This is a genomic window from Pseudomonas sp. GW821-FHT07G10, assembly GCF_059418545.1.
The window spans coordinates 104,185-116,652 of the sequence record NZ_JBWKQB010000004.1 but is presented as its reverse complement, the minus strand read 5'-3'; the positions used below and the strand labels follow the sequence as shown (position 1 = coordinate 116,652).

The 12,468-nt window shown below is 58.5% G+C and carries 12 protein-coding genes; 5 read left to right on the top strand and 7 right to left on the bottom strand.

The genetic code is table 11. From position 1 onward, the window contains the following. Positions 1-3: 3 nt before the first annotated feature. Positions 4-1,185 (bottom strand): amino acid ABC transporter permease, encoded by a 1,182-nt coding sequence (locus AC07O1_RS08120; protein WP_495088461.1) that lies wholly within the window; start codon positions 1,183-1,185, stop codon positions 4-6. 65 nt (positions 1,186-1,250) lie between these two features. Beyond that, the gene (locus AC07O1_RS08115; RefSeq protein WP_495088460.1) at positions 1,251-2,282 is read right to left on the bottom strand and encodes an amino acid ABC transporter substrate-binding protein; all 1,032 of its coding nucleotides are present in this window, start codon (positions 2,280-2,282) and stop codon (positions 1,251-1,253) included. Positions 2,283-2,749: 467 nt separating this feature from the next. On the opposite strand from AC07O1_RS08115, the gene AC07O1_RS08110 reads away from it, so the two are divergent. The 5 genes from AC07O1_RS08110 to AC07O1_RS08090 all read left to right on the top strand — a co-directional run bounded on the left by AC07O1_RS08110 (position 2,750) and on the right by AC07O1_RS08090 (position 8,044). Next, positions 2,750-3,406, top strand: coding sequence for an alpha/beta hydrolase (locus tag AC07O1_RS08110; protein WP_495088459.1), 657 nt, complete (start codon positions 2,750-2,752; stop codon positions 3,404-3,406). A gap of 96 nt (positions 3,407-3,502) precedes the next feature. Continuing rightward, entirely contained in the window at positions 3,503-4,990 is a 1,488-nt protein-coding gene (rhlB, locus tag AC07O1_RS08105; RefSeq protein WP_495088458.1) for an ATP-dependent RNA helicase RhlB, read from the top strand. 128 nt (positions 4,991-5,118) lie between these two features. Further along, a complete protein-coding gene (locus tag AC07O1_RS08100; protein ID WP_495088457.1) occupies positions 5,119-6,072 on the top strand; it encodes an ornithine cyclodeaminase family protein in 954 nt (317 codons plus the stop codon). A gap of 128 nt (positions 6,073-6,200) precedes the next feature. Then, positions 6,201-7,328 carry an NAD(P)/FAD-dependent oxidoreductase gene (locus AC07O1_RS08095; RefSeq protein WP_495088456.1) on the top strand — a complete coding sequence of 376 codons (1,128 nt, stop codon included), beginning with the start codon at positions 6,201-6,203 and terminating at the stop codon, positions 7,326-7,328. 89 nt (positions 7,329-7,417) lie between these two features. Next, positions 7,418-8,044, top strand: a complete 627-nt coding sequence (locus AC07O1_RS08090) for a helix-turn-helix transcriptional regulator (RefSeq protein ID WP_494995106.1) — start codon at positions 7,418-7,420, stop codon at positions 8,042-8,044. Positions 8,045-8,182: 138 nt separating this feature from the next. Here the strand turns inward: AC07O1_RS08090 and AC07O1_RS08085 are convergent, their stop codons facing one another. From AC07O1_RS08085 to AC07O1_RS08065, 5 genes are all read right to left on the bottom strand, one after another. After that, positions 8,183-8,959 (bottom strand): ABC transporter substrate-binding protein, encoded by a 777-nt coding sequence (locus AC07O1_RS08085; protein WP_494995107.1) that lies wholly within the window; start codon positions 8,957-8,959, stop codon positions 8,183-8,185. A 299-nt stretch (positions 8,960-9,258) separates the two neighbouring features. Beyond that, positions 9,259-9,711 (bottom strand): molybdopterin synthase catalytic subunit MoaE, encoded by a 453-nt coding sequence (moaE, locus tag AC07O1_RS08080; protein WP_494995108.1) that lies wholly within the window; start codon positions 9,709-9,711, stop codon positions 9,259-9,261. Between the two features lie 2 nt (positions 9,712-9,713). Then, positions 9,714-9,956 (bottom strand): MoaD/ThiS family protein, encoded by a 243-nt coding sequence (locus AC07O1_RS08075; protein WP_495088455.1) that lies wholly within the window; start codon positions 9,954-9,956, stop codon positions 9,714-9,716. A 16-nt stretch (positions 9,957-9,972) separates the two neighbouring features. Continuing rightward, positions 9,973-10,443, bottom strand: a complete 471-nt coding sequence (gene moaC / locus AC07O1_RS08070) for a cyclic pyranopterin monophosphate synthase MoaC (protein ID WP_494995110.1) — start codon at positions 10,441-10,443, stop codon at positions 9,973-9,975. 269 nt (positions 10,444-10,712) lie between these two features. Next, positions 10,713-12,107 (bottom strand): PhoH family protein, encoded by a 1,395-nt coding sequence (locus tag AC07O1_RS08065; protein WP_494995111.1) that lies wholly within the window; start codon positions 12,105-12,107, stop codon positions 10,713-10,715. Positions 12,108-12,468 lie beyond the last annotated feature (361 nt).

The following is a 12,468-nucleotide window of genomic DNA, read 5'->3' as shown; positions in this document are numbered from 1 at the left end:
TCCTCACCGCTCGATCAGCGCAATGCGCTTGTTGTACCAGTTCATCAGCATGGAAATGCTGATACTGATCGCCAGGTACACGCTCATGGTGATGGCAATGACTTCGATGGCCTGACCGGTCTGGTTCAACACGGTGCCGGCAAACAGCGAAACCATTTCCGGGTAACCGATACCGGCAGCCAGCGAGGAGTTCTTCGCCAGGTTCAGGTATTGGCTGGTCAGCGGCGGAATGATCACGCGCAGAGCTTGCGGGATGATCACCTTGCGCAGGGTCGGGCCGTTGCGCAGCCCCAGGGAACGGGCCGCTTCGGTCTGGCCATGGCTGACCGACTTGATGCCCGAGCGCACGATCTCGGCGATAAACGCCGCGGTGTACACCGTAAGCGCCAGGGTCAAGGCCAGCAGTTCCGGGATCAACACCCAGCCACCGACGAAGTTGAAGCCTTGCAGCTTCGGTATTTCCCAATGCAGCGGAGCGCCAAAGATCAGCGCGCACAACGCAGGAATCACCAGAAACATTGCCAGGCCGGTCCAGAACTTGTGAAACGGCACGCCGGTCGCTTCGAAACGCTTGTTGGCCCAGCGGCACATCAGCACGATGGCAACGATGGCCACCACGATGCTGACCATGAACGGCCAGAAGCCGCCGGAGATCAGGGCTGCCGGCATGTTCAAGCCACGACTGCTGACGAAAAAAGTGTCGCCGAAGTTATGACTGTTGCGCGGCCCTGGCATGGTCAGGAACACCGCGAAGTACCAGAACAGAATCTGCAGCAGCGGCGGAATGTTACGGAAAATCTCGACGTAAACGGTCGCCAGTTTGCTGATGATCCAGTTGTGCGACAGTCGGGAAACGCCAACGATGAAGCCGAGGATCGTCGCCAGAATGACGCCAATGAAGGTCACCAGCAGGGTATTGAGCAGGCCGATCAGGAAGACGCGGGCATAGTTGTCCGATTCGGTGTAATCGATCAGGTGCTGGGCGATACCGAACCCGGCACTGCGCTCAAGAAAACCGAACCCCGAGGTGATGCCCCGGTGCTGAAGGTTGGTCTGAGTGTTGTTGAACAGGTACCAACCCATGGCGATCACCGCGACAACCGTGATGATCTGGAAGAGCCACGCACGCACTCGAGGATCGCTGAGGGAGAACCTCTGCTTTGGTGCGCCGATTGAATTTTGCATGAAGTGCCCCAGAAATAATGGAACAGAACATCACCCGGTGGTTGGCCCACCGGGTGATAGAACCATCAGCGCACAGGTGGTGCGTATTGAATGCCGCCGTTGCTCCACAGGGCGTTCAGGCCGCGGTCGATTTCCAGCGGCGTGCCCTTGCCCAGGTTCTTCTCGAAGATTTCGCCGTAGTTACCAACCTGCTTGACGATTTGGACGACCCAGTCCTTCGGTAGCTTCAGGTCCTTGCCGTACTCACCATCGATGCCCAGCAGACGGGCAACGTCCGGGTTCTTGGTGGACTTGGCTTGTTCCACAACGTTTTTCGAAGTGATACCGGCTTCTTCAGCGTTGAGCAGGGCGTAGCCTGTCCAGCGCACGATGGCCAGCCACTCGTCGTCGCCATTACGGACCACCGGCCCCAGAGGTTCCTTGGAGATGGTTTCCGGCAGCACCACATAGTCTTTCGGCGAGGCCAGCTTGCTGCGCTGGGCGAACAGCTGGGATTTGTCGGAAGTCAGCACGTCGCAACGACCGGATTCCAGCGACTTGGCGCTTTCGTCGGAGGTATCGAAGGTAATCGGGGTGTATTTCAGGCCATTGGCACGGAAATAGTCAGAAACGTTCAGCTCAGTGGTGGTACCGGCTTGAATGCAGATGGTCGCGCCATCCAGTTCCTTGGCACTTTTCACGCCCAGCTTGTTGTTGGCCAGGAAGCCCACGCCGTCGTAATAGGTGATGAAACCCGGAAATTTCAGGCCCATGCCCGCATCGCGAGAGCTGGTCATGGTGGTGTTACGCGACAGTACGTCGATTTCACCGGATTGCAGTGCGGTGAAACGCTCCTTGGCGTTCAACTGACTGAATTTGACCTTGGTCGCGTCGCCGAATACGGCAGCGGCCACAGCGCGGCAGACGTCAGCGTCGATCCCGAGGATCTTGCCAGTTGCGTCCGGTACCGAGAAACCCGGCAGACCATCGCTTACACCGCACTGTACGAAACCTTTCTTATGCACCGCATCCAGGGTTGCACCCGCCTGAGCGAACCCACTGACACCGAGTACTGCGGCCGCAGTCACGATGGCCAGGGTGGATTTCAACATCTTCATTCAAACCTCCAGTTTTGCTCTTGTTGTGTCGGAGCTTGAGTCTTGCCGCACCCTTATGAGGCGCTGTTGACCCCGTGTTGGCTTTTTTAAGGGTCAAGCGGCGTAAGACCTAGCTATGAGTCTAGTAGGAGAAAATCCACTTAATGGAAAACTCACTTCTCACCAATCGGCCGAACGGGCTGTAGCCCTTCATGTTCGCGAAGCCCGTAGCGGCCCTTGGCGAACGTCCATCACCGGATTCTTTGCTATCCCACAACCGAAGGTAGACTGATAGTGTTACCGCTCGGCGCAGGATTACTTGCACAGCTTTCCACATAGCAAAGCCCGTACCACACCTGCCGCTAAAGCGTTTCAGCGGCAGGTCAATAGCAAAACTTGCAACCTTGCGACATCTTCTTAACTGATTAACCAGAAGCGCACTCTGACGTCGCACTCAATCAGAGCGCACGCACACTAATGGAGCAGACATGACCCAGACCTTGATTCTTCAGCCCAGCAAGCCCGTCGATGCCTGCGTGATCTGGCTGCATGGCCTGGGCGCCGACCGCTACGATTTCCTGCCGGTAGCCGAGGCGCTACAAGAAAGCCTGCTGACTACCCGCTTTGTTCTGCCACAAGCGCCGACCCGCGCCGTGACCATCAACGGCGGCTACGAAATGCCGAGCTGGTACGACATTCTGGCCATGAACCCGGCGCGGGCAATCAACCGCGAGCAGCTGGATGAGTCCGCGCGGTCGCTCACCGATTTGATCGAAGAACAGCGCGCCAGCGGAATAGACGCCTCGCGAATTTTTCTCGCCGGTTTTTCCCAGGGCGGTGCGGTGGTGCTGCACACCGCCTTCTTGAAATGGCAAGGCCCCTTGGGTGGCGTAATCGCCCTCTCTACTTATGCACCGACATTCAGTGACCAACTGCAATTGTCGGCCAGCCAACAGCGGATCCCGGTGTATTGCCTGCATGGCCACTACGATGACGTCGTACAAAACGCCATGGGTCGAACTGCCTACGAGCATTTGAAGCGACTTGATGTCACCGTGACATGGCAGGAATACCCAATGGGCCATGAAGTGTTACCCGATGAAATTCGCGACATTGGCGCCTGGATCACCAACCGTTTGCGTTGAAATAGAAACTTCCTGTAGCCCTTTAAGCAATCCACTACGCCGCGCCCGATTCTTGCATTACACTGCCCGGCGTACATTCCTTAACCAATTGATGAGATGACCGTGCTCAAAGCACTCAAGAAAATGTTTGGTAAAAGCGAGGCTGAGCAGCTCGCGCCTGGCTCCATTGCACCTTCCCACAGCCCCGGCAGCCGCACCGACGGTAATCAGCCTGGTCGCGCCGTGCCTGACACCGCGCCTAAAAAAGAGCCGGTGAACACTCCCCAAGCTCAACCGGCAGCGGCTCCGGCCTCCGAACAACCGCGCAGCGAAAAGCCCAAACCAGAGCAACCTCGTCGCGCACGCGCGCCGAAAGCGCCTGTCACTCCCTGGAAACTCGAAGATTTCGTCGTCGAACCCCAGGAAGGCAAAACCCGTTTCCACGATTTCAAGCTTGCGCCAGAATTAATGCACGCGATCCAGGACCTGGGTTTCCCGTACTGCACCCCGATCCAGGCGCAGGTGCTGGGTTTCACCCTGGCAGGCAAAGACGCTATCGGCCGCGCCCAGACCGGTACCGGCAAAACCGCCGCGTTCCTGATCTCGATCATCACCCAGCTGCTGCAAACCCCACCGCCGAAAGAGCGCTACATGGGTGAACCGCGGGCGCTGATCATCGCGCCGACCCGCGAGCTGGTGGTGCAGATCGCCAAGGACGCCGCCAACCTGACCAAGTACACCGACCTCAACGTCATGACGTTCGTTGGCGGCATGGACTTCGACAAGCAGCTCAAGCACCTCGAGGCCCGCCACTGCGACATCCTCGTGGCCACCCCGGGCCGTCTGCTGGACTTCAACCAGCGCGGCGACGTGCACCTGGACATGGTCGAAGTGATGGTCCTGGACGAAGCCGACCGAATGCTCGACATGGGTTTCATCCCACAAGTGCGTCAGATCATTCGCCAGACTCCGCCGAAAAACGAGCGTCAGACCCTGCTGTTCTCTGCGACCTTCACCGAAGACGTGATGAACCTGGCCAAGCAATGGACCACCGACCCGTCCATCGTTGAAATCGAATCCGAGAACGTTGCCAGCGAGAACGTCGAACAGCACATCTATGCTGTTGCCGCTGCCGACAAATACAAACTGCTCTACAACCTGGTGAACGACAACGGCTGGGAACGGGTGATGGTCTTCGCCAACCGCAAGGACGAAGTGCGGCGCATCGAAGAACGTCTGGTGCGTGACGGTGTCAACGCCGCCCAGCTTTCCGGCGACGTTCCACAACACAAGCGCATCAAGACCCTGGAAGGCTTCCGCGAAGGCAAGATTCGCGTGCTGGTGGCCACCGATGTCGCCGGTCGCGGGATTCACATCGACGGCATCAGCCACGTGATCAACTTCACCCTGCCGGAAGTGCCGGACGATTACGTCCACCGCATTGGCCGGACCGGTCGTGCGGGCGCCGATGGTGTGTCCATCAGCTTCGCCGGTGAAGACGACTCCTACCAGCTACCGTCCATCGAGGCGCTGCTGGGTCGCAAGATCAGTTGCGAGACACCGCCGACGCATCTACTGCGCGCAGTAGAGCGCAAGCGCCCGTAAAACCCGGCGCAACAAAAGAGACGCAGCCCGGAAACGGTCTGCGTTTTTTTTCGTCTGGATATTGTCATATGGAACTATAAGTCCATAATGGACAAATTAGTTTATATTCACTTCCACGGAGCATCAGCATGTCCAGCACGCCTTATGTGGTCGCCAAAGCCCAGGCCCGCCAGCTACTCGAACACCTCGACGTGCCGCAGATTCTGCGCAAGATGTTCCGTGATCTGGCCGCCGGGCATGCCGTGCAACCGGCCCAGCAATTGGTGGAGTTCCCCCAAGGCGCCGGCGATTTCATCAATTACCTTGGCGTTCTGGCCGAAGACCGCGTCTACGGCGTGAAAACCTCACCCTATATCGTGCGCAGCGAAGGCGCACTGGTGACGGCCTGGACGCTGCTGATGTCGATGGACAATGGTCAACCGCTGCTGCTCTGCGACGCAGGCGAACTGACGGTCGCCCGCACCGCCGCCGCGACCGCTGTGGCCATCGACGCCCTGGCTGAGCCGCACGCCAGGCATCTTGCGATTATTGGCAGCGGCCCGGTGGCCCTGGCTCACCTGCGCTATGTGAAGACGCTGCGCGACTGGCAGAGCATCAGCCTCTACTCGCCAGCCCTGGCCGGCAAAAGCCCTGAAGAGCTGGCGCCAATCAGCACCCTTGACCCGCGCTTGCAAATCGTTGCCAGCCGCGAGCAGGCGCTTCAGGACGCCGACGTGATCATGCTCTGCACCTCCTCCGCAGGCCCGGTGATCGACCCGCGTACCCTCAGTAAACCGGCACTGATCACCTCGATCAGCACCAACGCGCCACGGGCTCACGAAGTGCCGCCGCAAACCCTGAATGAAATGCAGGTCTATTGCGACTATCGTCAGACCACCCCAGGCTCGGCCGGAGAAATGCTGATCGCCAGCGAGCAGCATGGCTGGGACAGGAGCGCCATTCTAGGCGACCTGCCAGAGCTGCTTGCCGATAAGGCGCCGCCCCCGGCCTACGACCGCCACGTATTCTTCCGCTCCATTGGCCTGGGCCTGGAAGACATCGCGCTGGCCAATGCTATCTATCATTTGCAGCACAACGCATAAGCCCCTGCAGGAGCGAGCTTGCTCGCGATAATCCCGAAGGCGCCGCGCTAGCCGGGCCTGATCGGCCCTATCGCGAGCAAGCTCGCTCCTACAGATCCTCATCGAAATCCACATTTTCGGAGGCTTGAATGAGCCAGGCAGATTTCATCATCATCGGCGGCGGTATCGCCGGTGCGTCCACCGGTTACTGGCTATCGCGTCAGGCTCGGGTGATTGTGCTGGAGCGTGAATCGCATCCGGCCTATCACTCGACCGGGCGTTCCGCCGCCTTATACACCGCCGCTTATGGCACCGCCCAGGTCCGTGCATTGACCCTCGCCAGCCGGGAATTCTTCGACGCGCCGCCGGCCGGTTTCTGCGAGCACCCGTTGCTGACCCCGCGTGGTGAAATGACTGTGGACTTCACCGGCGACCCGACAGAGTTGAACAGCCAATACCTGAGCGCCAAGGCCAGCGTGCCGGAGATGCAATTGCTCAGCGCCGAGCAAGCCTGCGAACGCCTGCCGATCCTGCGCCGGGAGAAAGTTCACGGAGCGATTTATGACCCGAGCGCCAGCGATATCGACACCGACGCCCTGCACCAAGGCTACCTGCGCGGTATCCGGCGCAATCAGGGTGAAGTGCATACCGACAGTGAAGTCCAGAGCCTGACCCGTGATGCCCAAGGTAATTGGCAGGTCAAGACCGCCAAACAGACCTTCAGCGCTGCGGTGGTGATCAACGCGGCAGGCGCCTGGGCCGATAAAATCGGTGAGATGGCCGGGGCCAGGCCGCTCGGTCTGCAGCCCAAGCGTCGTGCGGCATTTATCTTCGCCGGCCCTGAAGGGGTGGATATCCATGACTGGCCGATGCTGGTCAGCCTCGACGAGTCGTTCTACATGAAACCGGATGCCGGGATGTTCCTCGGCTCACCGGCCAACGCCGACCCGGTCGAACCTCACGACGTACAACCTGAAGAGCTGGACATCGCCATGGGCATTTACCAGATTGAAGAAGCCACCACGCTGACCATCCGCCGCCCGACCCGAACCTGGGCCGGGCTGCGCAGTTTTGTCAGCGACGGTGACCTTTTATGCGGCTTTGACCAGCAGGTGCCGGGGCTGTTCTGGGTCGCGGCCCAAGGCGGTTATGGCATCCAGACCTCGCCCGCCATGGGTCAGGCCGGTGCGGCACTGGTACGCGGCGAAGCCTTGCCTGAACAGCTGACGCGCTTTGGTCTGAGCGCCGCAATGCTCTCCCCCGCTCGCCTCGGTTAACACGCCCTCAGGTGACGACCCGCCTCGATTGCGGCACACTTCCAGCGCCCTTTTCGATAGGGCGCTGACGCTGCCTGGAGCAACTCCCTATGACACCACCTCGACAAGATCCCGCCCTGGAAAACTTCCGGGCGATTGCCGACGCCATTGCCACGCTGTTTTATCCCCACGCCGAGGTGGTGCTGCACGATTTGCGCACGCAAAAGATCGACTACATCGCCAACAACCTGTCCAAACGCGAAATTGGCGACGATGCCGCGCTGGAAGACATGCTCAGCGAAGAGGTCAGCGAACGAAACATTGGCCCTTACGAGAAGCTCAACTGGGACGGTCAAAAAATCCGCAGCCTCAGCAGTGTGCTGCGCGACAGCGATGGCCAGCCTCTGGCTGTGCTGTGTATCAACCTGAATATTTCGCTGTTCGAAAACGCCAAGGCAGCGCTGGATTTGTTCCTGTCGCCGAGCAAGCTGATTGCGCAACCGGACTCACTGTTTCGTGATGACTGGCAGGAGCGAATCAACACCTTCCTCCACGCGTGGATGCAAGAACGTCAGCTGAGCCTCAACCTGCTGACCCGCGAGCATAAACGCGAGCTGGTGCTGGCCCTGCACGCTGAAGGCGCCTTCAAGGGCAAAAGCGCGTCCAATTACGTGGCAAACGTACTGAACATGGGCCGGGCGACGGTGTACAAACATTTGAAAGAATTGAAGGGCTGAAGGTCCGCGTTTGACCCGAATCAGATTTATGGTTCTTACCATCGCTTCGCGGGCAAGCCTCGCTCCTACGGATAATGGGGTCTGTAGGAGCGAGGCTTGCCCGCGATTGCAATGTATCAGGCGCTACAAATCCCCTGATCAATCCCCATAAATATCCGACTTGAAGTATTTGGCCTCGATCTTCTGGTATTCGCCGCTGGCGCGAATGCCGTCGATGGCCTTGTTCAGATCGGCCAGCAACTCGGTGTTGCCTTTACGCACGGCAATCCCGGCGCCTTCACCGACGTATTTCGGATCTTTCAACTCAGGGCCGACAAAGGCATAACCGGCACCGCGCGGCATCGACAGGAAGTCATCCAGCGGAATGGTGTCGGCGAAGATGGCGTCCAGGCGCCCGGACGCCAGGTCCATGTAGATCTCTTCGTTGTTGCTGTAGCGCACCACCTTGATGCCCTTGGGCTCGAACACTTCGGTGGCATAGCGATCGGTGGTGGTCGAGCGTTGCACGCCGATGGTCTTGCCCTTGAGGCTGGCGTACTGGTCATCCACCACGGCACCTTTCTTCATCACCAGACGCGACGAGGTGAAGTAGTACTTGTGGGTGAAATCGACGGACTTCTTGCGCTCCTCGGTGATGGTCATCGAGGACAGGGCCGCATCGATTTTCTTCACTTTCAGCGACGGGATCAGCCCATCGAACTCACCCTCGATCCATTCGCACTTGATCTTCATCTGCGCACACAACGCGTTGCCGATGTCGTAATCGAAACCGCTGATCTTGCCGTCGGAAGTCTTGGAGGCGAAGGGTGGATAAGCGGCTTCAATGCCAATACGTACGGTTTTCTCGGCAGCGAACAGGCTGCTACACGCCAACAGGCTAAGGGCCAGGCCACTGATGAGGGGGAGTTTCTTCATGTTCGTTCTCTCGCGGGTTGTTGTTGGTTTTGCAAGACAGAAGGAAAAGTTAAAACTGAAGCGTTTTTTGTACTTATAATTCCATACTGGACTTTTATGTATTGCCCGTCAATCGGCCGTCCACACTTCGCCCTTCCTTTGGTCGCGAGGATGAATTGAGGTAACGAAAGGAGATCCATTGATTGTTCCCACGCTCTGCGTGGGAATGCATCCTGTGACGCTCCGCGTCACGATTAAAAGCGGACGCAGAGCGTCCGGGGCGGCATTCCCACGCGGGAGCGTGGGAACGGATCAGGGGATTACTTTTCCCAGCGCTCTACCGCCGCATGGTCGCTGTCCTTCCCTTCCACCCAGCGAGGCCCGTCGCTGGTGTTTTCTTTTTTCCAGAACGGCGCGCGGGTTTTCAGGTAGTCCATGACAAAAGCGCAGGCGTCGAACGCTGCCTGGCGGTGGGCACTGGCGGCACCGACGAAGACAATCGGCTCACCCGGCTCCAGGGCGCCGATCCGGTGTAGCACTTCAAGCTTGAGCAGCGGCCAACGCTGCCCGGCTTCGTCGGCGATCTTGCCGAGAGCCTTTTCGGTCATGCCCGGATAGTGCTCGAGAAACATCCCGGCAACTTCACGGCCATCATTGAAGTCGCGCACGTAGCCGACAAAACTCACCACCGCGCCGACGCCGACATTCGCCGCGTGCATCGCGTTGACTTCAGCGCCAGGGTCGAACGCCGCGGATTGCACGCGAATGGCCATACTCAGCCTCCGGTCACGGTAGGGAAAAACGCCACTTCATCGCCGTCGGTCAGCGGCTCATCGAGCTGACACAGGTCTTCATTGCGGGCGCACATCAGGTTCTGTTCACTCAGTACCTCGGCACCGTCGCGCTGTGCCAAAAGCAAACGCACATCATCGACCGAGGCGAAATCGCCTTCGACGTTCAGCGAGTCCACTCCAAGCGCCTCGCGGTAGCGGGCAAAAAACTTCACCGTCACTTTCATTATTCGGACACCTGCATTATTCAGACACCTGATAGTGGCCGCTCTTGCCACCCAGCTTCTCCAGCAAGCGTACGCTCTCGATGGTCATACCACGATCCACGGCCTTGCACATGTCATAGATGGTCAGCGCGGCGATGCTGGCGGCGGTCAGCGCCTCCATCTCGACACCGGTCTGGCCGGCGAGTTTGCAGCGGGCGACGATGCGCACCGCGTCCTCGCCCTCGGCGCTGAGCTCGACCTTGACGCTGGTGAGCATCAGCGGATGGCACAACGGAATCAAATCGGAGGTTTTCTTCGCCGCCTGAATCCCGGCGATCCGCGCCACGGCAAACACATCACCCTTGGGATGACCGCCGCTGACGATCATTTGCAGGGTTTCGGGAAGCATGCGCACAAGCGCTTCGGCCGTGGCTTCACGGGACGTCACGGCTTTTTCGGTGACGTCGACCATATTGGCGCGACCTTGGGAATCGAGATGAGTCAGCACAGGGTTACTCCTGATCAGGAGCGCCGATTGTAAACCTGCAGGTCAATTTTTCGCACGTTTGATTATTGAAACCCGCGATGTAGGAGCGAGGCTTGCCCGCGATCGGCTGCGAAGCGGCCGCAATCCAGACGACTCAATTGTCCTGTGGGAATGCGCAGACCTGTTCTGCGACCGCTTCGCGCTCGATCGCGGGCAAGCCTCGCTCCTACAAGGGGGTGTTGTATCGCAACAAAAAGCCGGGCGGCTTTGGGCCGCCCGGTTCTTGAGGGTTACAGATGGGATTCGGCGTATTCGGCCAGAATCGAGCGTGGCACCCCTTGCAGGGTGATGTGCACACCATTGGGGAAGTCTTTGAAGCGTTCGGTCAGGTAGGTCAGCCCGGAACTGGTCGCGGACAGGTAAGGGGTGTCGATCTGCGCCAGGTTACCCAGGCACACCACTTTGGAACCGGCACCGGCACGGGTGATGATGGTTTTCATCTGGTGCGGGGTGAGGTTCTGGCATTCATCGATCAGGATCAGGCTCTGCTGGAAGCTGCGGCCCCGGATGTAATTGAGGGATTTGAACTGCAACGGCACTTTGCTGAGGATGTAATCCACACTGCCATGGGTATTTTCGTCATCCATGTGCAAGGCTTCGAGGTTGTCGGTAATGGCGCCTAGCCAAGGCTCCATTTTTTCCGCTTCGGTACCCGGCAGGAAGCCGATCTCCTGGTCCAGCCCCTGCACGCTACGGGTAGCGATGATGCGCCGGTAGCGTTTGCTGACCATGGTTTGCTCGATAGCGGCGGCCAGTGCCAGGATGGTTTTCCCGGAGCCGGCGGCACCGGACAGGTTGACCAGATGGATGTCCGGATCGAGCAAGGCGAACAGCGCCAGGCTTTGATAGACGTCACGCGGCTTCAGCCCCCAGGCTTCCTGGTGCATCAGCGGTTCTTGATGCAGGTCGAGGATCAGCAGGACGTCGACCCTGATCTCTTTGATCCAGCCGACAAAACCCTGCTCGTCGATGATGAACTCGTTGACATGCACGGCAGGCAGGTTGTCGATGAGTTGCACCTGATGCCAGGTGCGACCGTGGTCCTGACGGGTCTCGACCTTGCTGACGCGATCCCAGAACGAACCCGTCATGTTGTGATAACCACGCGACAGCAGCGACACGTCGTCAACCAGTTGGTCGGTGCTGTAGTCCTCGGCGGCGATCCCACAAGCTCGCGCCTTGAGGCGCATGTTGATGTCTTTGGTCACCAGCACCAGGCGCAGATCCTTGTCGCGCACGTGCAGGTCGATCAATTGGTTGATGATGATGTTGTCGTTCAGATTCTCGGGCAAAAGATTGTTGGGCTCTTTGCGCTTGTTCATCAGAATCGACAGCAAACCTTTTGGCCCGCTCTTGCCACGCTGGATCGGCACCCCCAGCTCAACGTCTTCCGGGGTTGCATCACCCAGAGTCTTGTCGATCAGACGGATCGCCTGCCGGCATTCGGACGCGACGCTGTGATGGCCACTTTTGAGCTTGTCGAGCTCTTCAAGGACGATCATCGGGATGGCAACGTGGTGTTCTTCGAAGTTCAAAAGTGCGTTTGGATCGTGAATCAATACGTTGGTATCGAGTACATAGAGGATTGGCTGGTTGGAAGAAGAGCTACGTCCGTGATCATCCATACTCGGTCACCTTTGTGGGAGCCAGTCGACGCAATACCATTACAGTGCTGCGCCTCGAAGTGGCCACCGAATTCACCCTGCAGTACTCAAAAACAGCAGGACTCAAGTGAACTGCACACGCTGGGTCTTGAAAGACGCCACCTGTGTTGCAGGTTTCGGCGGTCTGTCTTCGTAATACTCCAAAACCTGTGACAGGAAAAAGCACTTTGACGTTTTTTTGAAGTTTATTTTTCAGAGTGACCAATAGCACTTGGCGGACTGCCATCACCCCCGTTAAAGTCAAAAGTCTGCCTGTATCGAAATCTCGCTAAAAACCTTCCTTTCTTACCCTTCCCCCAATGATTGCTGGCCTTTTGCCTTT